We start from the raw sequence: 26,241 nt of genomic DNA, 5'->3' as shown, positions 1-26,241 counted from the left end.
GATGTCGAACGAAGCGAAACTGCGCGAGTATCTCAAGCGGGTGACGGCCGAGCTGCACGACACGAGCGACCGCCTGTACCGGCTGGAGGAGACGGCCAAGGAGCCGATCGCGATCGTCGGCATGGCGTGTCGATTCCCCGGTGGCATCGAGTCTCCCGAGGACCTGTGGCAGGTGCTCTCGACGGGCGGCGACGTGATCTCGGGCTTCCCCACCGACCGAGGCTGGGACGTCGAGAGCCGCTACGACCCCGGATCCGACCGGTCCGGCACCATCCACGCCCGCGAGGGCGGCTTCCTGCACGACGCGGCCGAGTTCGACGCTGAGTTCTTCGGGATCTCGCCGCGCGAGGCGCTGGCGATGGACCCGCAGCAGCGCCTGCTGCTGGAGACCTCCTGGGAGGTCATCGAGCGCGCGGGCATCGACGCGGAGTCTCTGCGTGGCAGTGCGACCGGGGTGTTCGTGGGTCTGATGCACCACGACTACGCGGCACGCCTGCCCGGACTGCCCGAGGACCTGGAAGGGTACGTCGGCAACGGCAACGCGGGCAGCGTGGCGTCCGGGCGGATCGCCTACACACTGGGCCTGGAAGGTCCTGCCGTCACCGTGGACACGGCGTGCTCCTCCTCGCTGGTCGCGCTACATCTGGCAGTGCAGGCCGTGCGGGCGGGCGAGTGCTCGACGGCGCTCGCGGGCGGCGTCTCGGTGATGTTCACCCCGGACGTCTTCGCCGAGTTCTCGCGGCAGGGCGGGCTTGCCCCGGACGGCCGCTGCAAGCCCTTCGCCGCCCGCTCCGACGGGGCGGGCTTCTCCGAGGGCGTGGGTCTCGTCCTGGTGGAGCGGCTGTCCGACGCACGGCGGCTGGGGCATTCGGTACTGGCGGTGGTGCGAGGTTCCGCGATCAATCAGGACGGCGCCTCCAACGGCCTGACCGCGCCGAATGGTCCCGCGCAGCAGCGGGTGATCCGGCAGGCCCTTGCCTCGGCCGGGTTGTCTCCTGCCGACGTCGACGTGGTGGAGGCGCACGGCACCGGCACGCGGCTCGGTGACCCGATCGAGGCACAGGCGGTCATCGCGACCTACGGCCAGGACCGCTCGCGGCCGTTGCTGCTGGGCTCGGTGAAGTCGAACCTCGGGCACACCCAGGCCGCCGCAGGCGTCGCCGGGGTGATCAAGATGGTGCTCGGCATGCGACACGGGATCGTGCCACAGACCCTGCACGTCGACGTGCCGACTCCGCAGGTCGACTGGTCGGCGGGTGCCGTGGAGGTGGCGTCTGCTGCCGTCGATTGGGAGTCGACGGGGGTACGGCGGGCAGGCGTGTCGTCCTTCGGAATCTCGGGCACCAACGCCCACGTGATCCTGGAGGAGGCACCGGCCGCCGACGCTGAACCGGCCCTGCCTGCTACGGAAGCCCCCCAGCCTCCCGCGACGTCGTTCTCCGGCGGAGCGACTCCCTGGCTGATCTCCGCGAAGTCGGCGGCCGTGCTGCGCGCCCAGAGCGGCAGGCTGCTGGCCCACGTCACCGCACGGCCCGAACTGCGGACCTCGGACGTCGCGTATTCGCTGCTGACGACGCGGTCGAGGTTCGAGCACCGGGCGGTGGCGATCGGCCGCGACCGCGCGGAGCTCGTCGAGGGACTCGACGCACTCCGGCAGGGCAGGCCCGCGCCGGGTGTGGTCACGGGCGTGGCCGACATCGAGGGCAGAACGGTCTTCATCTTCCCCGGCCAGGGCGCGCAGTGGTCGGGCATGGGCGTCGAGCTGCTCGACTCCGCACCGGTCTTCCGCGCCGCGGTCGCGGAATGCGAACGGGCCCTCGCACCCTTGGTGGACTGGTCGCTCACCGACGTGCTGCGGGGTGCGCCCGGCGCACCCGGCTACGAGCGGATCGAGGTCGTGCAGCCCGCGCTGTTCTCGGTGATGGTCTCGCTCGCCGAGATGTGGCGGGCGCACGGCGTGCAGCCTGCGGCGGTGGTCGGTCACAGCCAGGGCGAGATCGCCGCCGCGTACGTGGCGGGCGCGCTGTCCCTGGACGACGCGATGCGGGTCGTGGTGCTGCGCAGCAGGCTGTTCGCCGAGCGGCTCGTCGGCAACGGCGCGGTGGCCTCGGTGGCGATGCCCTCGGCCGACCTGCGGCTGCGGCTGGAGCGGTGGGACGGACGCCTGGCGCTCTCCGGCATGAACGGACCCCGGTCCTCGGCCGTCGCAGGCGCGGTCGACGCGCTTGACGAGCTGGTGGCGGAGCTGGTCGCCGAGGGCGTGCGGGCCCGCGTCGTGCCCGCCACCGTGGCCTCGCACTGCGCACAGGTGGACCCGCTGCACGACACGCTGCTCGAGCTGCTCGACGGGATCACCCCGCGCTCCAGCGCCGTCCCGTTCTTCTCGACGGTGACGGGCGGACTGCTGGACACCGCCGAGCTGACGCCCGAGTACTGGTACCGGAACGCTCGGATGCCGATCGACTTCGTCGGGGCGCTCGGCGAGCTGTTCGCCACGGGACACGAGACGTTCATCGAGGCCAGCTCCCACCCCGTGCTCATCGCCGGTGTCCAGGAGACCGCGCAGGACACCGAGACTCCCGTGCTGACCGTCGGCACCCTGCGGCGTGACGACGGCGGCCGGCGGCGATTCCTCACCTCGCTGGCCGAGGCGTATGTACGCGGGGTGGCCGTCGACTGGACCGTCGACGGTGACGCGCGACCGGTGGACCTGCCGACCTACGCCTTCGGGCGCGAACGATTCTGGCTCGACGCCGCCGCGCCGGAGCAGGCAGGCGGGGAGTTCGACTCCGAGTTCTGGGCGGCAGTGGAGAACGGCGACCTTCCCGCGCTGTCGACGTCGCTCGACGTCGCCGAGGGCCAGCTCGCCGCCGTCCTGCCCGCCCTCGCGACCTGGCGCAGGCGTGATCGCGAGGGCCGCGCCGCCCGGGAGTGGCGCTACGACATCGATTGGGTACCGCTGGCCGCCACCGGCTCGGACGTGCCCCCCGGTCAGGACGTGCTCACCGGCAGCTGGGTGCTCCTCACCGGGCCGCAGGGCGAGCCCGCTGCCGAGGCGTTGGCGCGGCGCGGCGCCGAGGTGACGGTGGTCCGCGTCGACGCCGCCGCCTCGGACCGGGCGTCGTTGGCGGAACAGCTGCACGCCGTGGCCGGTGGGCGGGTGGACCTCGCAGGCGTGGTGTCCTTTCTGGCCCAGGACGAACGGCCGCACCCCGTGCTGCCCGGCGTGTCCTGCGGCCTCACCGCCTCCGTCGCGCTCGTCCAGGCCATGGGAGACCTGGCCTCCGACGCCGTCATGTGGTGGGTCACCACGGGCGCCGTCGCTGCCGTCGACGGCCCGCCGCCCTCCCCGGTGCAGGCCGCCGCGTGGGGACTCGGTCGCGTCGTGGCACTCGAGCATCCCCGGCGCTGGGGCGGATTGATCGACCTTCCAGAGCAGGTGGACGACCGGGTCGCGGCGCGGTTCGTCCAGTCGCTCACCCGCACCGACGGCGAGGATCAGCTCGCGGTGCGCCGGTCCGGGGTGTTCGCGCGCAGGCTCCGCCATGCACGGCGCCCCGCGACTCGCCGGGTCTGGCGGCCCGAGGGCACCGTGCTGGTCACCGGCGGCACCGGCGGGGTCGGCGCCCACGTGGCGCGCTGGCTGGTCACCATCGGGGCGGATCACGTCCTGTTGACCAGCCGACGGGGCGAGCAGGCCCCTGGAGCGGCGGAACTCCGCGCCGAACTCGAGGGGCTCGGCGGCCGGGTCACGATCGCCGCCTGCGACGTCGCCGACCGCGAGGCGCTGGCGGCCCTGCTCACGGAGCAGCCCGTGTCGGCGGTCTTCCACACGGCGGGCATCGGCGACACGGGGTCGATCGAGGACATCACCCCCGCCCACCTCGCGGACCTCCTGCGCGCCAAGGTGACCGGCGCACTGAACCTCGACGAACTCACCCTCGGGCAGCAGCTCTCGGCCTTCGTGTTGTTCTCCTCCGGCGCCGGGGTCTGGGGCGGCAGCAATCAGGGTGCCTACGCGGCGGCGAATGCCTTCCTCGACGCGCTCGCCGAGCGCAGGCATGCCGAGGGACGCCTGGCGACCTCCGTCGCCTGGGGCTTCTGGGGCGGCGCAGGCATGGCCGAGGGCGAGGCAGGCGAACTTCTCAGCAGGTGGGGTTTCCGGCCGCTTCGGCCGGACCTCGCCGTGTCGGCCCTGCACACGGCACTCGACGGCGACGAGACGACGGTGACCGTCGCCGACGTCGACTGGGCGCGGTTCGCGCCCCAGTTCACCATCGCGCGGCCCAGCCCGCTGCTGGCGGATCTGCCGGAACTGCACACGACCGAGCCTGCCGACGACTCCGTGCCCGCCGGGCTGGCGGCGACGCTGACCGGGATGGGAGCCGCCGAACGGCGCGCTGCGGTGCGGGATCTCGTCCTCGCGCAGACGGCCGCCGTCCTCGGCCACCGCTCCGCCGATGCGGTCGCACCGTCGCGGGCGTTCAAGGAGCTCGGATTCGACTCGCTCACGGCGGTCGAGCTGCGCAATCAGCTGACCTCGGCCACCGGCCTGCCGCTGCCGACGACGGTGGTGTTCGACCATCCGAACGCCACGGCGCTGGCCGATCACGTCCTGGCGATGCTGTTCGGCGCCGAGGAGGCGGACCCTGCCGGGACGATTCAGGCGGCCGGACCCTCGGGGACCTTCGTGGCCGACGACCCCGTCGTGATCGTCGGCATGACGTGCCGGTTCCCCGGTGACGTCGACTCCCCGGACGATTTGTGGCGGCTGCTGCTCGACGAGGCCGACGTGATGTCGGAGTTCCCGACCGATCGAGGCTGGGACCTCGCGCGTCTACACGACCCGGACCCCGACCGCCTCGGCACGACGGTCGCCCGCCGGGGCGGGTTCCTGCGCGATGCGGCGCACTTCGACGCCGCGTTCTTCGGGATCTCGCCGCGCGAGGCGACGGGCATGGACCCGCAGCAGCGTCAGCTGCTGGAGACCTCGTGGGAACTGTTCGAACGGGCGGGCATCGACCCGGCGGCGATGCGCGGCTCGGACACCGGCGTGTTCATCGGCAACAACGGTCAGGACTACACGGTCGGCCTCCGCGACATCCCCGAGGAGGTCTCCGGTCATCTGCTGATCGGCAACGCGGGCAGCGTCGTCTCGGGACGCGTGGCCTATGCCTTCGGGCTGGAGGGCCCCGCGATCACCGTGGACACCGCCTGTTCCTCCTCGCTCGTGGCGATGCACAACGCGATCCGTGCGCTCCGCGACGGCGACTGCTCCCTCGCGGTCACGGGCGGCGTGACGGCGATGTTCACGCCTCGGGCGTTCGTCGAGTTCTCCAAGCAGGGCGGACTCGCTCCCGACGGCCGCTGCAAGTCCTTCGCCGCCGACGCCGACGGCACGGTCTGGTCCGAGGGCACCGCGCTGGTGCTGTTGGAACGGCTGTCCGACGCCCGGCGTCGCGGGCACACCGTGCTGGCCGTGGTGCGCGGCTCCGCCCTCAACCAGGACGGCGCGTCCAACGGGCTGTCCGCACCGAGCGGCCCCGCTCAACAGCGGGTCATCCGCCGGGCCCTGGCCGACGCGGGACTGTCCACATCGGACGTCGACGTGGTGGAGGCGCACGGCACGGGCACCCGCCTCGGCGATCCGATCGAGGCCTCCGCCCTGCTGGCCACCTACGGGCAGCACCGTTCACAGCCCCTGCTGCTCGGCTCGGTGAAGTCGAACCTCGGACACACCCAGGCCCCCGGCGGGGTGGCGAGCGTGATCAAGATGGTGCTGGCGATGCGCCATGGGGTGGTGCCCAAGACGTTGCACGTCGACGAGCCGACCCCGCACGTCGACTGGTCGGCGGGTGCGGTCGAGCTGGTGACCGAGTCGGTGGAGTGGCCTGCCACGGGCAGGCCGCGTCGGGGCGGCGTGTCGTCCTTCGGGGTGAGCGGGACGAATGCGCACGTAATCCTGGAGGAGGCGCCCGCTCTGGCATCGCCTGCCGACGGCGTCGCCGGGGCCGAGCCCGACGAGTCGACGTCCGCCGGGTCCGCCGCGGTCGTCCCGTGGGTGCTGTCGGCGCGATCGGACGCCGCGTTGCGCGCGCAGGCCGCCCGGCTGTCGGACTTCCTGCGGGATCGGCCCGAGCTGTCCCCGGTGGACGTGGGCCGGTCGCTGGCCTCGCGGTCGCTGTTCGAGCATCGAGCACTGGTCGTCGGTTCCGGGGTGGCCGATCTCCTGCCGGGCCTGTCGGCGGTCGCCGCCGGTGCGGTGGATTCGGGGCGGCGGGCCTCGGGCGGCGTGGCGCTCGTGTTTCCGGGTCAGGGTTCGCAGTGGGTGGGGATGGCGGCGGGTTTGTTGGGGTCGTCTCCTGTTTTCGCGGGTCGGATGGGCGAGTGTGCGGCGGCGTTGTCGGAGTTCGTCGGGTGGTCGTTGTTTGACGTTCTGGGTGATGAGCAGGCGTTGGGGCGGGTTGATGTTGTTCAGCCGGTGTTGTTTGCGGTGATGGTGTCGTTGGCGGAGTTGTGGTGTTCGGTGGGTGTGGTTCCGTCGGCGGTGGTGGGTCATTCGCAGGGTGAGATTGCGGCGGCGGTGGTGTCGGGTGGGTTGAGTCTGCGTGATGGTGTGCGGGTGGTGGTTCAGCGGAGCCGTTTGATCGCTGGTCTTGGTGGTGGCGGGGGAATGGTGTCGGTGGCGTTGCCTGCGTCCGAGGTGACGGAGCTGCTTCCTGACGGTGTGTCGTTGGCGGCGGTGAACGGTCCGTCGTCGGTGGTGGTGTCGGGTTCGGTCTCGGGTCTTGAGCGAGTGGTGGCCGATTGTGAGTCGCGGGGTGTTCGGGCGCGGTGGGTTCCGGTGGATTACGCCTCGCATTCGGTGTTGATGGATGCGCTGCGGGACGAGCTGGTCGAGAGCCTGGCGGATGTCGAGCCTCGGTCGTCGGAGATCCCGTTTTATTCGTCGGTGACGGGATCGGTGGTCGACACGGCGTCGTTGGATGCGCAGTACTGGTTCACGAATCTGCGGGAGACGGTGCGGTTCGATCGTGCGGTGGAATCGTTGCTGGTCGATGGTTTCGGTGTGTTCGTGGAGTCCAGTGCGCATCCGGTGACGACCTACGGCATTCAGGAGGTCATCGACGAACGGGACGGCGACGCCCTGGCGATCGGCACCCTGCGTCGGGACGACGGCGGCATGGACCGCTTCCTCGCCTCGGCGGGCGAACTGTTCTCCCACGGCGTCGACGTCGACGTCACCCCGTTCCTGGCAGGCGGCCGACGAGTCGAGCTGCCCACCTACCCCTTCCAACGCGAACGCTACTGGCTGGCGGCGTTGGACGGGTCGCTCGACGTGGCCTCGGCCGGAGTGGACACCGCCCATCACCCGCTGCTGAGCGCCGTGGTGCCGCTCGCCGACTCCGACGGCGTCCTGCTCACCGGACAGGTGTCGATCGAGACGCATCCGTGGCTGGCCGAGCACGCCGTCGCGGGCACCGTGCTGCTGCCGGGCACCGCCTTCGTCGAACTCGCGATCCGCGCGGGCGACGAGGTCGGCACCGGGACCGTCGACGAACTCACGCTGCACGCGCCGCTGATCGTGCCCGAGCGGGGCGGCGTGCAGCTCCAGGTCTCGGTGAGCGAGCCCGACGAGGCCGGGGTCCGACCGGTCGCCGTGCACTCGCGCGGTGCGGGAGGCCTCGCCTGGACGTGCCACGCGACGGGACACCTGCGGCCGATCGGCACCCGCGCGGTGTCGGGCCTCCTTCAGTGGCCGCCCGCCGCTGCGGAGCCGGTCGACGTGTCCGACTTCTACGCAGGCCTGGCCGAAAGGGGCTACGAGTACGGCGCGACGTTCCGAGGGCTGCGGCGGGCCTGGCGACAAGGCGACGAACTCTTCGCCGAGGTCGAACTGCCGACCGGTGAGGACGGCAGCGCGGGCCGGTTCGGCCTGCACCCGGCATTGCTCGATGCGGCACTGCACGTCGCAGGACTGCGCCCCCGAACGGACGCCGAGGTCCAGCTGCCGTTCACCTGGAGCGGCGTGTCCCTGTACGCGGCTGGCGCCTCGGCCCTGCGCGTGCGACTGCGGGCGACCGACGAGAACGAGATGTCGATCGACATCGCCGACCCGACCGGGGCACCCGTCGCGGTCGTGGACTCGCTGCGGCTACGGGCCGTCCGCACCGAACTGCTGACCGGGGCGGAGCGGCGCGAGGGACTCTTCCGGCTCGACTGGCGACCCGTCACGGTCGACGTCGACGCCCGCTGCGGACGGTGGGGGGTCCTCGGCGGCGCCGAGGCCAAGCCGCTCGCCGCCGTCGCGGGCGTCACCGCACACGCCGACCTCGCCGCACTGGCCGCTGCCCCGGACGAGGCGGCACCCGACACGATCGTGTTGTCCTGCCTGCCGAACCGGCTCGCGGACGAGAACCAGACTCCCGCCTCCGCGCGGGAGGCGGTGCTGCGGGTGCTCGCCGTCCTCCAGGAGTGGTCGGCCGCCGAGCGATGGGCGGCGACTCGGCTCGTCGTGGTGACGCGAGGCGCCGTCGAGGCGGGCGAGGATCTGGCGGGCGCCGCCGTCTGGGGGCTGGTGCGCTCGGCGCAGACCGAGCACCCGGACCGGATCGTGCTCGTCGACTTGGACGAGGACGCCGAACCGCCTGCACTGCTGCCCGCCGTCCTCGCCACCGACGAGTCGCAGGTGAGTGTGCGGGCCGGGCGGGTGCTGACCGCCCGGCTCGTCGCCGCGTCCACGCCGCAGGCCGTCGCAGGTACGGCGGAGTCCAAAGCACCGGAACCCGGCGAGCGGGGACCGTGGGACGCCTCGGGAACCACGCTGATCACCGGCGGGACGGGCATGCTCGGGGCGGCGGTGGCTCGGCATCTCGCCGGGGTGCACGGGGTACGGCGGCTGGTGTTGACCAGTCGTCGCGGGCAGGCCGCGCCGGGCGCGGCGGCGCTGTGTGACGAGCTGATCGGACTGGGCGCGGACCCGGTCGTGGTGGCGTGTGACGTCTCGGATCGTGCACAGGTCGCAGCCCTGCTGGCCGAACATCCGGTGACCTCCGTGGTCCACGCCGCCGGGGTCCTCGACGACGGCGTCATCTCGTCCCTCACCCCCGAGCGGGTGCGCACCGTGTTCGCCCCCAAGGTCGATGCGGCCTGGCACCTGCATGAACTGGTGGGCGAGGTGACCGCCTTCGTGTCGTTCTCCTCGGCGTCCGGGGTGTTCGGGGCGGCGGGGCAGGGGAACTACGCCTCGGCGAACACGTTCCTGGACGCTCTGGCCCAGCACCGCAGGGCGCGCGGACTCCCTGCTCAGTGCCTCGCCTGGGGGCACTGGGCGCAGCCGAGCGAGTTGACGAGCGGCCTGGACGGCGCCGACCTGTCACGGCTGGCTCGCGGCGGCGTCGTCCCGATGTCCGTCGAGGACGGCCTCGCGCTGCTGGACGCGGCGGTCGGCACCGACCACCCGACCCTCGTGACGGCGCAACTCGATCTGCGCACCGTGTCGGAACCGGTCCCGCAGCTGTTGCGCGACCTCGTGCCCGCCGCTCGCCGCCGGGCGGCCGCCGGGCGAGGCCCGGCGAACGGCGTACCGATCGCGGAGCGGCTCGCAGGCCTGTCGCCGGAGACACAGGCGCAGGAGCTGATCACCCTGGTGCGGACCACCACCGCGGCCGTCCTCGGACACCGGTCCGCCGACGTGATCGCGGTGGACAAGGCGTTCAAGGAACTGGGCTTCGACTCGCTCACCGCCGTGGAGCTGCGCAACAGGATGAATCGGGAGACGCGGCTGCGGCTTCCCGCGACGCTCGTCTTCGACCATCCGACCCCCGCCGCGCTGGCCGAGCACTTACGGGACCTGCTGCTGCCCGACGGGGCCGGGCCGTCGCTCGACCCGGAGGAGGTCGAGATCAAGAACATCCTGTCCGCCATTCCGGCGGCACGACTGCGACAGGCAGGCCTGCTCGACGTCTTGCGGAAACTCGCCGACGGCGAGGACCAGGCCGCCGAGACGCTCGGCTCGATTGACGAGCTGGACACGGAGGAACTGCTGCGGATGGCTCAGTTCGGCGGTGAAGCATGACGGACACCAACGGCAAGCTCGTCGAGGCGCTGCGCTCCTCGCTGAAGGAGGTGGAACGCCTCCGCGAACAGAGCAGGACGCTGGTCGCGGCCGCCACGGAGCCGATCGCGATCGTCGGGATGGCGTGCCGCTTCCCCGGCGGCGTGCGGTCCCCGGAAGACCTCTGGCGCCTGCTGCGCGACGGCGGCGAGGTGCTCGGCGGCTTCCCGACAGACCGAGGCTGGGACCTCGACCACGTCTATGACCAGGTCGATGGTTCGGGAATGCGCTCAGGGGGATTCCTGCCGGACGCGGCCGACTTCGACGCAGGCTTCTTCGGGATCTCGCCTCGCGAGGCGTTGGCGATGGATCCGCAGCAGCGGCTGCTGCTGGAGACGTCGTGGGAGGTGCTGGAACGCGCGGGCATCGACCCGTCGTCGTTGCACGGCAGCCGGACCGGGGTGTTCACCGGCCTGATGTACAGCGACTACTCCTCGCGGCTTGCCTCGGTGCCGCCGGAGCTCGCAGGTTTCGTCGGCAACGGCAGCGCAGCCAGCGTGGCATCCGGGCGGGTGGCGTATTCGCTGGGTCTGGAGGGGCCGGCGGTCACTGTCGACACCGCCTGTTCCTCCTCGCTGGTGGCCCTGCACTGGGCGATCCAGGCGCTGCGCTCCGGCGACGCCGATCTGGCGATCGCAGGCGGTGCCACGGTGATGTTCACCCCCGGCGTCTTCGTCGAGTTCGCCCGGCAGCAGGGCCTGGCAGGCGACGGCCGATGCAAGTCCTTCGCCGCCTCGGCCGACGGCACGGGCTTCGCCGAGGGTGTCGGGTTGCTGTTGGTGGAGCGGTTGTCGGATGCGCGTCGGTTGGGTCATTCGGTGTTGGCGGTGGTGCGGGGTTCGGCGGTGAATCAGGATGGTGCGTCGAATGGGTTGACGGCGCCGAATGGTCCGTCGCAGCAGCGGGTGATTCGGCAGGCGTTGGCGAATGCGGGTCTGTCCACCGGGGACGTGGATGTGGTGGAGGCGCATGGCACGGGTACTCGGTTGGGTGATCCGATCGAGGCGCAGGCGTTGATCGCGACGTATGGGCAGGACCGGGATCGGCCGTTGCTGTTGGGTTCGGTGAAGTCGAATCTCGGGCACACCCAGGCCGCAGCGGGGGCCGCCGGGGTGATCAAGATGGTGTTGGCGATGCAGCACGGGGTGGTGCCCGAGACGTTGCACGTCGACGAGCCGACGCCGCAGGTGGACTGGTCGGCCGGTGCGGTGGAACTGGCCGCCGAGTCCGTCCCCTGGCCGGACGCCGGCCGACTACGCCGCGCGGGCGTGTCGTCCTTCGGTGCCAGCGGTACCAACGCCCACGTCATCGTGGAGGAGGCGCCCGCGCCGGAGTCGTCAGAATCGGACCGAGCGCAGGGGGCACGGATTCCCGCCGCCGGGATTCCCTGGCCGGTGTCCGCCCGGTCCCCGGAATCGCTGCGTGCTCAGCTCGACCAGGTAGCCTCGCTGTCCGGCGATCCCGTCGACGTCGGTCACTCACTCGCGACCACCCGCGCCGCCCTGGAGCATCGCGCCGTCGTGGTGGATGGTGTGGAGGTTGCTCGGGGGCGGGTGGTGGATCGTGATCTGGTGTTGTTGTTTTCGGGTCAGGGTTCGCAGTTTTTGGGTATGGGTCGTGAGTTGTATGGTTGTTTTCCGGTTTTTGCTGAGGCGTTGGATTCGGTGTTGGGTTGTTTGGGTTCTGGTGTGCGTGGGGTGATGTGGGGGGGTGATGTTGATGTGTTGAGTTTGACGGGGTGGGCGCAGCCTGCGGTGTTTGCGGTGGAGGTTGCGTTGTTTCGTTTGTTGGAGTGGTGTGGTGTTCGGCCGGGTGTGGTGGTGGGGCATTCGGTGGGGGAGGTTGCTGCGGCGCATGTGGCGGGTGTTCTCTCGTTGGAGGATGCGTGTGTGTTGGTGTCGGAGCGGGCGCGGTTGATGCAGGCGTTGCCGGTGGGTGGGGTGATGGTTGCGGTGGAGGCGTCGGAGTCTGAGGTGGTGCCGTGGTTGACGGCGGGGGTGTCTGTTGCTGCGGTGAATGGTGTTGGTTCGGTGGTGTTGTCGGGGGTGGAGTCTGAGGTTGCGGGGGTGGTGTCTCGTTTTGGTGGTCGGCGGTCGTCGCGGTTGCGGGTGTCGCATGCTTTTCATTCGTCGTTGATGGATCCGATGTTGGCTGATTTTCGGTTGGCGATTGGTGGGTTGTCTTTTTCGGAGCCGCGGGTTCGGTTGGTGGCTGGTGGGGAGGTGGCTTCGGTTGATTATTGGGTTCGGCATGTTCGGGAGACGGTGCGTTTTCATGATTATGTGAGTGGGTTGGGGGATTGTTTTTTTCTTGAGGTGGGGCCGGGTGGTGCTTTGTCTGCGTTGGTGGCTGGTGCGGTTCCGGTGTTGCGGCGTGATCGGTCGGAGGTGTCGTCTTTTGTGGAGGCGTTGGCTCGGTTGCACGTCGCGGGTGGCGAGGTCGACTTCGCTGCGTTCCACACCGGTGGCAGGCGCGTGGACCTCCCCACCTACCCCTTCCAACGACAGCGCTACTGGCTTGACGCTCGACCGCGTGACGAATCACGGCATTCTGCCGACGTGCTGCGGTACCACGTCACCTGGTCTCCCTGGAACGTTCCGCCTGCGACGACCGCAGGCAGCCTGCTCATCGTGACGTCGCCGCAGGGCGACTCCGAGACCCTCGGCGCCTCGGTGCGCCGCCGGGGCGGTGCGGCGCGCACGATCGAGGCGGCCGAGCCGGACCGCGCGGTGCTCGCCGATCAACTCCGAGCAGCGCTGGGCGAGGACACCGTGTCCGGTGTGGTCTCGATGCTGGGCCTGTCCGGCACCGTCGCACTAGTCCAGGCGCTGGGCGACGCGGGCGTGGCAGCGCCGCTCTGGTGCGTCACCACGGCGGCGGTCGCGGTGGAGCCGGGGGAGACCCCCGACCCGGAGCAGGCGGCGGTGTGGGGCTTCGGTCGCGTCGCGGCACTGGAGCACCCCGAACGGTGGGGCGGCCTCGTCGACCTGCCCGCCGTCACAGGCGAACGCGGCCTCGGTCTCCTGCTGGACGTGCTCGCCTCAGGCGATGAGGACCAGGTCGCCATCCGCGCAGGCGGCGTGTTCGTGCGCAGGCTGGACCACGCGCCCGCGCCCGTCCCGGCCGGATCGTGGCGTCCCTCGGGCACCGTGCTCGTCACGGGCGGAGCGGGGGCGCTCGGCGCCCACGTCGCGCGCTGGCTGGTCGCCTCCGGTGCCGAGCATCTCGTCCTCGCGAGTCGCCGAGGAGATCGCGCTCCCGGCGCCGCCGAGCTGCGGGAGGAACTCCGGGCCGCCGGTGCTCAGGTGACGCTGGCCGCCTGTGACGTCGCGGATCGCGACGCGCTGGCCGCGCTGCTCGACGAGTATCCCGTCGACGCGGTCTTCCACGCCGCAGGACGGCTCGACGACGGGGTCGTCGATGCGCTGACCCCCGACCGGCTCGACGCGGTGTTCGCGGCCAAAGCCACGGCTGCCGCATACCTCGACGAGCTGACGCGTTCGCGCGAGCTGTCGGCCTTCGTGCTGTTCTCCTCGGGCGCCGCGGTGTGGGGCAGTGGCGGCCAGTCCGCCTACGCGGCGGCGAACTCATCCCTCCACGCGCTCGCCGTGCGCCGTCGGGCGGCCGGACTGCCCGCCACCGCCGTGGCCTGGGGCCCCTGGGCGGGCGGTGGCATGGCGGGCGGCATCGAACCGGACCAGCTGGAGCGCCTCGGCCTGCGCGGGATGGCGCCGGAGCGGGCGATCGTCGCCCTGCAACGGGTGCTCGATCTCGACGAGACGGACGTCGTCGTGGCCGAGGTGGACTGGACGCGGTTCGGGCCCGCCTTCACGGTGGCGCGGGGCAGCAGGCTGCTGGAACGGCTGGTGCCTGCCGAGGGCATCGTGGACATCCCCGACTACGCCGCGCTCCCCCCGGCCGAGAGCGTCCGTGCGTTGCAGGATCTCGTGCGCAGACACACCGCCCAGGTGCTCGGTCACCGGTCCGTCGACGAGATCCGGCCGGATCAGGCGTTCAAGGACCTCGGCTTCGACTCGTTGACCGCGCTGGAACTGCGCAACCGGCTCGGGGCGGCCACCGGGCTCACCATGCCCGCGACGGCCGTGTTCGACCATCCGACGTCGGCGACACTCGCGGCCCACCTCCACAGCGAGCTCACGGGGCACACGAAGCCGGTGTTCGACGAACTCGATCTCCTCGAATCCGCGCTGTCCGAAGCGGACCTGGACAGCAGGGCGCGGTCGGCCGTCGCCGCCCGGCTGCGGCGGCTGCTCGACACGTGCGCCGACGACGGCGGCCTCGGCATCGCCGATCAGTTGGAGGACGCCTCCGACGAGGCCGTCTTCGAGCTGCTCGGCAAAGAGTTCGGCATTTCCTGATCTTCTTCTCTCTGGGGGTTCACACGATGACCGGTGAGGACAACCTCCGGTACTTCCTCAAGCGGGTCACTGCGCAGCTGCACGACACGCGCGAGCGCCTCCGCCAGGCCGAACAGGCGAGCCGCGAGCTGATCGCGATCGTCGGCATGTCCTGTCGGTTCCCCGGCGGCATCGCCTCGCCCGAGGATCTGTGGCGCGTGCTGACCGACGGCCGCGACGTCCTGACGGGATTCCCGGCGGACCGAGGCTGGGACCTCGACCGCCTGCACGCCACGGGCAGGCCGGGCTCCAGCACGACGCACCGAGGCGGCTTCGTCGAGCGCGTCGCGGACTTCGATGCGGAGTTCTTCGGGATCTCGCCCCGGGAGGCGACGGCGATGGATCCCCAGCAGCGCCTGCTGCTCGAAGCGTCGTGGGAGGCGATCGAACGGGCCGGACTCGACCCGGTGTCGCTGCGGGGCGGCAACACGGGCGTCTTCGTCGGCACCAACGGCCAGGACTACGTCAGCGGCCTGCGTCAGGTGCCTGCGGCGGCCGCCGACCACCTGTTGATCGGCAACGCCGCCAGCGTCGTGTCCGGTCGCATCGCCTACACGCTGGGCCTGGAGGGTCCTGCGGTGACGATCGACACCGCCTGTTCCTCCTCGCTGGTGGCCCTGCACTGGGCAATCCAGGCGCTGCGCTCCGGCGAGTGCGATCTGGCCCTGGCAGGCGGTGCCACCGTGATGTCCACCCCGGCCGCGTTCGTCGAGTTCTCCCGGCAGGGCGGGCTCGCCCCGGACGGCCGGTGCAAGGCCTTCGCCGCCTCGGCCGACGGCACCGGGTGGTCCGAGGGCGTCGGACTGCTGCTGGTGGAACGACTGTCGGATGCCCGGCGGCGGGGCCACCCGGTGCTGGCCGTCGTGCGCGGCTCGGCGGTCAACCAGGACGGCGCCTCCAACGGGTTGACGGCGCCGAACGGTCCCTCGCAGCAGCGCGTCATCCAGCAGGCGCTCGCCTCGGCGGACCTGTCCACCTCGGACGTCGACGTCGTCGAGGCGCACGGCACCGGAACCAGGCTCGGCGATCCGATCGAGGCGCAGGCCCTGATCGCGACGTACGGGCAGGGCCGCTCGCGGCCCCTGCTGCTCGGCTCGGTGAAGTCGAACCTGGGGCACACCCAGGCGGCAGCCGGTGTCGCGGGCGTCATCAAGATGGTGCTCGCCCTTCGGCACGGGATCGTGCCCCAGACGCTGCACGTCGACGAACCCTCGCCCTATGTGACGTGGTCGGCGGGCGCCGTCGAGCTCGCGACCAGCGCCGTGTCCTGGCCCGTGTCGGATCGGACTCGGCGGGCCGCCGTCTCGTCCTTCGGGGTCAGCGGCACGAACGCCCACGTGATCCTTGAGGCGGCGATCGATTCGGAGTCCGCTGCCGAACCCGTTCCCGAGCGGGGCAGTGACCCCGAAGCAGCTGCCGCGCGGGCCACGGCCGCCGCGCTGCCGACCCCGTGGGTGGTCTCGGCGAAGTCCTCGGCCGCCCTGGACGAGCAGATCGAGCGGCTGCGCGCGAACGACGACGATGCTCTCGACGTCGCCTGCTCGCTGGCGACGACCCGGTCCCGATTCGAGCATCGCGCCGTCGTGGTGGATGGTGTGGAGGTTGCTCGGGGGCGGGTGGTGGATCGTGATCTGGTGTTGTTGTTTTCGGGTCAGGGTTCGCAGTTTTTGGGTATGGGTCGTGAGTTGTATGGTTGTTTTCCGGTTTTTGCTGAGGCGTTGGATTCGGTGTTGGGTTGTTTGGGTTCTGGTGTGCGTGGGGTGATGTGGGGGGGTGATGTTGATGTGTTGAGTTTGACGGGGTGGGCGCAGCCTGCGGTGTTTGCGGTGGAGGTTGCGTTGTTTCGTTTGTTGGAGTGGTGTGGTGTTCGGCCGGGTGTGGTGGTGGGGCATTCGGTGGGGGAGGTTGCTGCGGCGCATGTGGCGGGTGTTCTCTCGTTGGAGGATGCGTGTGTGTTGGTGTCGGAGCGGGCGCGGTTGATGCAGGCGTTGCCGGTGGGTGGGGTGATGGTTGCGGTGGAGGCGTCGGAGTCTGAGGTGGTGCCGTGGTTGACGGCGGGGGTGTCTGTTGCTGCGGTGAATGGTGTTGGTTCGGTGGTGTTGTCGGGGGTGGAGTCTGAGGTTGCGGGGGTGGTGTCTCGTTTTGGTGGTCGGCGGTCGTCGCGGTTGCGGGTGTCGCATGCTTTTCATTCGTCGTTGATGGATCCGATGTTGGCTGATTTTCGGTTGGCGATTGGTGGGTTGTCTTTTTCGGAGCCGCGGGTTCGGTTGGTGGCTGGTGGGGAGGTGGCTTCGGTTGATTATTGGGTTCGGCATGTTCGGGAGACGGTGCGTTTTCATGATTATGTGAGTGGGTTGGGGGATTGTTTTTTTCTTGAGGTGGGGCCGGGTGGTGCTTTGTCTGCGTTGGTGGCTGGTGCGGTTCCGGTGTTGCGGCGTGATCGGTCGGAGGTGTCGTCTTTTGTGGAGGCGTTGGCTCGGTTGCACGTCGCGGGTGGCGAGGTCGACTTCGCTGCGTTCCACACCGGTGGCAGGCGCGTGGACCTCCCCACCTACCCCTTCCAACGACAGCGGCACTGGCTCGACATCCCCGAATCGTCCGCCGACGTCGCCGCCGCCGGGCTGATCGCCGCCGGACATCCGCTGCTCGGCGCCGCCGTCATGCTCGCCGACTCGGACGGCGTGGTGTTCTCCGGCAGGCTTTCCTTGCGGTCACACCCGTGGCTCGCCGAACACCTCGTCGGCGACGTGGTGCTGCTGCCGGGCACCGGTTTCGTGGAACTGGCGTTACGGGCCGGTGACGAGGTCGGGTGCAGTCGGCTGCACGAGCTGACGATCCAGGCACCCCTGGTGCTGCGCACCGACGAGGCCGTGCAGGTGCAGCTCGCGATCGACGAACCAGACGAGTCCGGTCTGCGCCGCGTACGCGTCTACTCCCGCGTGGAGAGCGACACCTCGGACGAGCCGTGGACGTGCCACGCCGACGGAATCCTCTCGCCCGCCCGGCCCCAGCCTGCGCCCGCCCTCGAACGATCGCTCTCCGACGAGACGCCGATCAGCGTTGACGGGTTCTACGAGGAGCTGACCGACCGAGGTCTGCCGTATGGGCAGACCTTCCGCGGGCTGCGCGCCGCATGGCGGCGGGGCGAGGAGATCCTCGCCGAGGTGGCCCTGCCCGAGGACTCCCGGCGCGATGCGGAGCGGTTCGGCCTGCACCCGGCGCTGCTGGACGCCGCGTTGCACGCGAGCGCGTTCGTCGGCGCCGAGGACGACGCGGTCCGGCTGCCCTTCGCCTTCTCCGGGGTCACCCTCCACGCGAGCGGTGCCTCGACACTGCTGGTCAGGTTGCGCCCGACGGGGCCCGACGCGATGGCGCTGGAGCTGTTCGACCCGTCGGGACAGCCGGTGGCCTCGGTCGAGACGCTGCGGCTGCGCCCCGTCGCCCTCGACCGGGTGGCAGCGCGGCGGGTGGACGTCCGTGATGCGCTCTTCAGACTCGACTGGGTGCCCGTGCCGGCCGGCGAATCCGGCGTCCCGGTCCACACGGTGGACTGCACGGACCTGGGCACCGACCCGGTGGCGGCGGCCAGGAGCGGCATCGCGCGCGCCCTGGTCGCCGTGCAGTCCGACCAGCGGCTCGTCGTGCTGACACGAGGAGCGGTCGTGGTGTCCCCCGGCGAGGCCCCCGACCCCGCCGCTGCTGCCGTCTGGGGACTGGTGCGGTCGGCCCAGACCGAACGTCCAGGGCAGTTCGTGCTGGTGGACGCCGACACCGCGGTCGACGCGGAGCGCTTGGCAGGGCTCGGCGAGCCGCAGCTGGCGGTGCGGGGTGATCAGGTGTTCGCCGCGCGACTGAAGCGCGCGGCCGCCGAGGCGGCTCGAACCGACTGGGCTGCGTCGCAGCAGACACTGATCACCGGGGGAACGGGCACACTCGGCGCGGCGGTCGCGCGCCACCTCGTCACCGTCCACGGTGTCCGGCACCTGGTCTTGACGAGCCGCCGTGGGCTGACTGCGCCGGGCGCGGTGGAGCTGCGCGACGAACTCGCGGACCTCGGCGCCGCCGTCACGCTGGTGGCCTGTGACGTGTCGGATCGCGAGCAGGTCGCGGCCCTGCTGGCCGAACACCCGGTCGACGCCGTGGTCCACACGGCGGGCGTGCTCGACGACGGCGTGATCCAGTCGATGACGCCGGAACGGGTGGACACCGTGTTCGCCCCGAAGGCGGCCGCCGCGTGGCACCTTCACGAGCTGGCGGGCGACGTCTCGACGTTCGTGCTGTTCTCCTCCGCCGCCGGGGTGGTCGGCAGCGCCGGGCAGGGCAACTATGCGGCGGCGAACGCCTTCCTGGACGCGGTGGCCGAGCTCCGCCGGGCCAGGGGACTTCCCGCGCAGTCACTGGCCTGGGGACTGTGGGCCGAGGCCAGCGGCATCACCGGAGAACTCGGCACGGCGGACCACAGCCGCATGTCGCGTGGCGGCGTCCTCCCACTGAGCACGGCGGACGGGCTCGCGCTGCTCGACGTCGCCTCGGGAGTGGACTCGGCGGTCGTCGTCCCGGTCCGGCTCGACCTGTCGGTGCTTGCCGCGCAGGAGGTGCCCCCGCTGTGGTCCGGTCTCGTGCGAAGCCCGCGAAAGGCGCCGAGAACGGGTGACACGCAGTACGCAGCGCCCGAGGAACTGCTCGAACTCGTCCGCAGCCGCACGGCGGCCGTGCTCGGCTACGGATCCGGCGACGACATCGAGCCGACCAAGGCCTTCCACGAGCTGGGCTTCGACTCGCTGACCGCCGTCGAGCTGCGTAACGAACTCAACGCTGCCACCGGTCTGCAACTGCCGTCGACCCTGATCTTCGACTATCCGTCGCCGTCAGTGCTGGCCGCGCACCTGTACGCGGAGCGACACGGCGGGCCTGCGACGGTCGTCCCCGCCACGCCGACCGCCGCCGTGTCCGACGATCCGATCGTGATCGTCGGCATGGCGTGTCGATACCCTGACGGGGTCGCGTCCCCCGACGACCTCTGGGACCTCGTGGCGAGCGGCCGCGACGCCGTCGGCGGATTCCCGGCGGACCGAGGCTGGGACCTGGACGCCCTGTACGACCCGGACCCCGAACACCTAGGCACGAGCTACACCCGCAACGGCGGCTTCCTCCACGACGCAGGGTTGTTCGACGCCGCCTTCTTCGGGATCTCCCCGCGCGAGGCGTTGGCGATGGATCCGCAGCAGCGGCTGCTGCTGGAGACCGCCTGGGAGACGCTCGACGGCGCGGGCATCGATGCGCAGTCGTTGCGCGGCAGCAGGACCGGGGTGTTCACCGGACTGATGTACCACGATTACCTCGGCAGGCTGCACCAGGTGCCTGCGGATCTCGAAGGGCACCTGGGCAACGGCAACGCGGGCAGCGTCGCCTCCGGTCGCATCGCCTACGCGCTGGGCCTGGAGGGGCCCGCGATGACCGTGGACACGGCGTGCTCCTCCTCGTTGGTCGCGCTGCACCTGGCGGCGCAGGCCCTGCGCTCTGGCGAGTGCGATCTGGCGCTCGCGGGCGGCGTCGCGGTGATGGCCACCCCCGGGGTGTTCGTGGAGTTCTCGCGGCAGCGTGGGCTTTCCGCCGATGGTCGGTGCAGGTCGTTCTCGGCCTCGGCGGATGGGACGGGGTGGTCTGAGGGTGTGGGTCTGGTGTTGGTGGAGCGGTTGTCGGATGCGCGTCGGTTGGGTCATTCGGTGTTGGCGGTGGTGCGGGGTTCGGCGGTGAATCAGGATGGTGCGTCGAATGGGTTGACGGCGCCGAATGGTCCGTCGCAGCAGCGGGTGATTCGGCAGGCGTTGGCGAATGCGGGTCTGTCCACCGGGGACGTGGATGTGGTGGAGGCGCATGGCACGGGTACTCGGTTGGGTGATCCGATCGAGGCGCAGGCGTTGATCGCGACGTATGGGCAGGACCGGGATCGGCCGTTGCTGTTGGGTTCGGTGAAGTCGAATCTCGGGCACACCCAGGCCGCAGCGGGGGCCGCCGGGGTGATCAAGATGGTGTTGGCGATGCAGCACGGGGTGGTGCCCAAGACCTTGCACGTCGACGAGCCGACGCCGCACGTGGACTGGTCTGCGGGCGCGGTGGAACTCGTGACGGAGCCGGTCGCCTGGCCCGCGACGGCTCGGCCTCGCCGCGCGGGAGTGTCTTCCTTCGGCGTCAGCGGGACGAACGCCCATGTGGTCCTGGAGGACCCCTCCGGGCTGGCCGGGCCGGAATCGCCCGGCGAACTGGCCACGGTCCAGGGCGGTGCGGCGAACGACACACGGAGGTCGACTTCCGCCGCCGGGGTCGTTCCCTGGGTCGTCTCCGCGAAATCCGATGCCGCGCTGCGTGCACAGGCCGCCCGACTGTCGGCTTTCCTTGCCTCCCGATCCGAACTGGACATCCGGGATGTGGGTTTCACCCTGACATCGCGATCCTCGTTTGATCGACGGGTGCTGGTGTCGGGTTCCGGCATCGACGATTTCCGGGCCGGGCTGGGGGAAGTCGTCTCAGGCCGCGTGGTTCCCGGTGATCGTGCCGCCGGTTCTGGTGTGGTGTTGGTGTTTCCGGGTCAGGGTTCGCAGTGGGTGGGGATGGCTGTGGATTTGTTGGCGTCGTCATCTGTTTTTGCTGAACGGATGGCTGAGTGTGCGGTGGTGTTGTCGGAGTTTGTTGGGTGGTCGTTGTTGGATGTTTTGGGTGATGAGGGGGTGTTGGGGCGGGTTGATGTTGTTCAGCCGGTGTTGTTTGCGGTGATGGTGTCGTTGGCGGAGTTGTGGTGTTCGGTGGGTGTGGTTCCGTCGGCGGTGGTGGGTCATTCGCAGGGTGAGATTGCGGCGGCGGTGGTGTCGGGTGGGTTGAGTCTGCGTGATGGTGTGCGGGTGGTGGTGGAGCGGAGCCGTTTGATCGCGGGTCTGGGTGGTGGTGGTGGGATGGTGTCGGTGGCGTTGCCGGTGTCTGAGGTGGTGGGTCTGCTCTCCGATGGTGTCTCCTTGGCGGCGGTGAACGGTCCGTCGTCGGTGGTGGTGTCGGGTTCGGTCTCGGGTCTTGAGCGGGTCGTGGCAGCGTGTGAGTCGCGGGGTGTTCGGGCGCGGTGGGTTCCGGTGGATTACGCCTCGCATTCGGTGTTGATGGATGCGCTGCGGGATGAGTTGATCGAGAGTCTGGCGGGGGTGGAGCCTCGGTCGTCGGGGGTGCCGTTTTATTCGTCGGTGACGGGCACGGTGGTCGATACCGCATCGCTGGACGCGCAGTACTGGTTCACGAATCTGCGGGAGACGGTGCGGTTCGACCGTGCGGTGGAATCGTTGCTGGACGACGGTGTCGGCGTGTTTGTGGAGTGCAGTGCGCATCCGGTGCTGACCTACGGCGTTCAGGAGGTCCTCGACGGCCGTGACCGCGAGGGTGCTCTGGTGGTCGGCACGCTGCGCCGGGACGACGGCGGCATGGACCGCTTTCTGGCCTCGGCGGGGGAACTGTTCACCCACGGCATCGACATCGATCTGACGGCGTTCCTTGACGGCGGTCGCCGGATCGCACTGCCTGCCTACGCCTTCCAACACGAACGCTACTGGCTCGACGCCCCCGACTCGGCCGGAGACGTCAGCTCCGCAGGCCTGACCGCCGCAGACCACCCGCTGCTCGGCGCGGCGGTGGCGCTGCCGGCGGACGCTGGGGTCGTGTTCACCGGCAGGTTGTCTCTCCGCACCCACCCGTGGCTGGCCGATCACGCCGTCGCGGGCACCGTGCTGCTGCCCGGGACCGCTTTCGTCGAACTCGCCGTCCGCGCAGGCGACGAGGTCGGGTACGGAGCGGTCGAGGAACTCACCCTCCAGGCTCCGCTCGTGCTCACGGAGAACGCCGCCGCCGAGGTGCGGGTGTCGGTCGGCGCGCCCGACGATGCCGGTCTCCGACCGGTGAACATCCACTCCCGCATCGGCGACACCTGGACCACGCACGCGACCGGTGCGCTGGCCGAGCCCGGCGACAGCCTCGTCGCCGACGCCATGGAATGGCAGCCTGCGAATGCCGAGACGGTCGACCTGGCAGGCTTCTACGACGAGCTGGCGATGCGGGGATACGACTACGGCCCCGTCTTCCAGGGGCTGCACACGGCATGGCGTCGAGGCGACGAGCTGTTCGCCGAGGTCGCGGTGTCGGAGGAGGAGCGGGCGGCCGCCGCACGGTTCGGCCTGCATCCGGCGTTGCTCGACGCGGCACTGCACACGATCGGATTGAGCGCCGACGGCGGCGAGGGCATCGGACTTCCCTTCAGCTGGTCGGGGGTGCGGCTGCACGCGTCCGGAGCGACGACGATGCGGGTACGGATCACGAAGGGCCCGGACGGGTCCGTGTCGCTGCACGGCGTCGATGACACGGGAGCGCCCGTGGTGTCGGTCCGATCGATCACCGTCCGACCGATGACCAGGGCAGCCTCGACCGACTCGTTGTATCGCGTCGAGTGGGTTCCGACTCGTCCGACCGGCGAACGGGCAGTCGTGTCGGTGTTCGAATGCCCGCAGCACACCCCGCGCGCCGCAGTCGGTGCGGTGCTGTCGCACCTTCAGGAGTGGCTGCGGGGAACGGACGACCGACTGGTGGTGGTGACGCGGGGCGCGGTCGCGGTCTCGTCGGACGAGGTGCCCGACCTGGCAGGCGCCGCCGTCTGGGGGCTGGTGCGGTCCGCCCAGTCGGAGCATCCGGACCGGATCGTGCTGGTCGACGGCACCGCCGACGACGAACTGGACGTCGAACTCCTCGCAGCGACGGGCGAGCCGCAGCTCGTGGTGCGCGGCCGCGACGTCTTCGCGGCGCGGCTCCAGCGCGTGTCCGCTGTCGACGGCGGCGGCTGGGATGCGCGGGGAACGACACTGATCACCGGCGGCACCGGGACGCTCGGGGCGGCGCTGGCGAGACATCTCGTCGCCGAACACGGCGTCGAGCGGCTCGTACTCACCAGCCGCCGGGGTCTCGATGCGCCCGGCGCCGCCGAACTACGTGCCGAGCTGGAGGAGATGGGCGCGGAGGTCGCCGTCGTCGTGTGCGACGTCGCCGAGCGAGAGCAGGTCGTTGCGCTCCTGGCGGCGCACGCCGTCACCGCCGTGGTGCACGCCGCAGGAGTGCTCGACGACGGCGTCATCGAGTCGCTGACACCGCAACAGCTCGACACGGTGTTCGCCCCGAAGGTCGACGCGGCCGTGCACCTGCACGAGCTCACCGAGGATCTCACCGCATTCGTGCTGTTCTCCTCGACCTCCGGACTCTTCGGCGCGCCGGGGCAGGGCAACTACGCCTCGGCGAACACGTTCCTGGACGCACTCGCCCAGCACCGCAGAGCCATCGGCCTGCGCGCGCAGTCACTGGCCTGGGGTCTCTGGTCCGAGACCAGCACGATGACGGCGGCCGTGACCCGGTCGCGCGGCGTCTCCGCACTCTCCATCGCGGACGGACTGGCACTCTTCGATGCGGCACTGGCCAGTGCCGAGCCCGTTCTTGCTCCGGTGCGGCTCGACATGCGCGACGCGGGCCGGGTGCCGCCACTGTTCACGGGCCTCGTGAGGGCACGACGCCGCCCGGCCGCAGGGCGGCACGACCTGAAGGACAGGCTCGTCGGGCTGGACCCTGAAGCACGGGAACGTCTGCTGCTGGAGCTCGTCCTCGCCGAGACCGCCTCGGTGCTGGGGCATCGTTCGGCCGAGGACGTCGTGGCCGACCGAGGGTTCCTGGAGTCGGGCTTCGACTCGCTCGCCGCCGTCGAGTTGCGCAACGCGATCACTCGGGCGACCGGCCTGCGGCTGCCCGCCACGGCGGTGTTCGACCACCGGACGCCCGCCGGGCTCGCCCGGCATCTGCGGCAGGCGTCGGCGGCCTCCCAGCCTGCGAACGACGCCGCAGACACGCTGAGCGCGTTGTTCCGCCACGCCGTGACGACCGATCAGCGCGACCGGGGCTTCGAACTGCTCAATGCCGTCGCCGACCTGCGCCCGTCGTTCCACGACGCGGACGGGCCCGCGACCGCGCCCGCGGTGGCCGAACTGGCCTCGGGCCCCGGGCCGAAGCTGATCTGCGTGCCGTCGCCGATGGGTATGGGTGGGGCGCACCAGTTCATCCGGCTGGCCGCCGCGTTCGACGGCAGGCGGGCCGTGTCCGCGTTGACCGTGCCGGGCTTCGCGGCGGGCGAGTCGCTGCCCGCCACGATCGAGGCGGCCGTCGGGCTGCTCGCCCGGTCTGTGCGGGAGACGACGGGGGACGAGCCGTTCGTCCTCCTCGGCTACTCGGCAGGCGGACTCCTTGCCCAGGCCGCGGCCCGACAACTGCAGGACAGCGGTCACGCGCCCGCCGCACTCGTCCTGCTCGACACCTACCTGCCCGACAGCAAGGCGATGGAGGGGTTCGCGACGCACATGCTGGCTGGCCTGTTCTCCCGGGAGGAGTCCTTCGGGCCGTACACCGCAGACCGGCTCTCCGCCATGGGCCGCTATGTCCGGCTGTTGGAGGAGTGCGTGGTGCGCGACATCACCGCGCCCACGCTGTTCGTGCGTCCCGGATCGCTGGGCGACGACCAGTCGCACGACGTGCAGTGGCGCGCCTCCTGGGATTCGGCCGAGGCCGTCGCCGAGGTGCCCGGCGACCACTTCACGATGCTCGAACACCATGCCGTCGACACCGCGCACGCCGTCGAGGACTGGCTCCGCACCGGCACGGAGGTCTAGCCGGGTCCGTCCGGCCGCCGCGACCGGGGCGGGCCAGGCCCGCCCCGGCGTGGTCGATCCTGCGTCGGCGCGGCGTCGGGCGGCAGACTGGTCGACACCGTCCGATGCCCGGTGGTCCAGACAAAGGGGATCTTTCGCCGGGACGGCTGCGTCAATGATCGCGATGTCCTTTCCGTATCACGAAGTGATGTCACTCTCGGTATCTCGGATTTGCGATAAGCGGACCGAATGGTGGCTCTCGGTGACAGTATCTCGAAGACTGTCTTGACAACGACCGTACTTCTCGGGCGCAGTCATTCGCGAGATTGCGGCGGTCCGGCGGTCCGTCGGCCGTCACGCCTTGTCGATCGATCAGCTGGACCCGTGACGGCACGTGACTACTTGCTCCCGCTCGGCGATCCGTGTCATAATCGAGACTGTGCTGAAACCTTACGGTCCGGGTCGAACCAGATCGGTGGTAAACGGTTGATCGGGCTTCAGTGAGGGTCGGGCTGGCTCGACTCTGCGGCTGAAGAAGTTGCGCCGGGGGGCTGTGTAAGGGTGATTGCGGGCGCGGATGTCGGGACAGGACGCTGGCGGGAAGACGTCGCCGTCACCGCTTTCTTCGAATGTCATCTGCACGTGCAGGAATCAGCTGTCCATCGCTGTCCGGGCTCTTCTTGTCCGGCGCCGAATGCGGGCACGCCAGCCGGATTCCGCTCGGTGTGGCGGTGGCACGGGCGCTGCGGCTCGGCCGTCCCCGGCCCGGCGTCGCGCGGTACTGCGGGTCATGGCGCAGTGATGTCTCGCCGGTCCCGACGGCGCCGTATCGACCTCCTGCGCGCGCGTCGAGGATCGCCTGCTTCGGTACGGCCGATCCACGTCTGGGCCCCGGGGCGTGATCATCGAGTTCGTCGCACGGTGTGTCGGGCAGGCGGCAGTGCGGCCGCCGCGGCGAGACCTGGGCCGACTCCCGGCTGTTCTCCCGGCGAGTCGG

Annotated in this window: 3 protein-coding genes; all 3 read left to right on the top strand. The window is 70.6% G+C overall.

The annotated features are described in order from the left end of the window. Position 1 precedes the first annotated feature (1 nt). From UA74_RS17355 to UA74_RS17345, 3 genes are read left to right on the top strand one after another with little or no spacing between them, the layout of a single operon-like run. Entirely contained in the window at positions 2-10,078 is a 10,077-nt protein-coding gene (locus UA74_RS17355) for a type I polyketide synthase (RefSeq protein WP_075764913.1), read from the top strand. 29 nt (positions 10,079-10,107) lie between these two features. Further along, positions 10,108-14,496, top strand: coding sequence for a type I polyketide synthase (locus UA74_RS17350; protein ID WP_404799995.1), 4,389 nt, complete (start codon positions 10,108-10,110; stop codon positions 14,494-14,496). Positions 14,497-14,522: 26 nt separating this feature from the next. Next, positions 14,523-25,265: a type I polyketide synthase gene (locus UA74_RS17345; RefSeq protein WP_075764911.1), complete on the top strand. Its 10,743-nt coding sequence runs from the start codon at positions 14,523-14,525 to the stop codon at positions 25,263-25,265. Positions 25,266-26,241 lie beyond the last annotated feature (976 nt).

The sequence above is a fragment of the Actinoalloteichus fjordicus genome (genome assembly GCF_001941625.1).
Classification (GTDB): Bacteria; Actinomycetota; Actinomycetes; order Mycobacteriales; family Pseudonocardiaceae; genus Actinoalloteichus_A; species Actinoalloteichus_A fjordicus.
The sequence above is the reverse complement of the archived record's forward strand: the minus strand, read 5'-3'. Positions and strand labels throughout refer to the sequence as shown.

Coding starts and splice junctions, on each gene's coding strand:
- UA74_RS17345 (WP_075764911.1), top strand. CDS start 14,523: ATGACCGGTGAGGACAACCTCCGGTACTTCCTCAAGCGGGTCACTGCG.
- UA74_RS17355 (WP_075764913.1), top strand. CDS start 2: ATGTCGAACGAAGCGAAACTGCGCGAGTATCTCAAGCGGGTGACGGCC.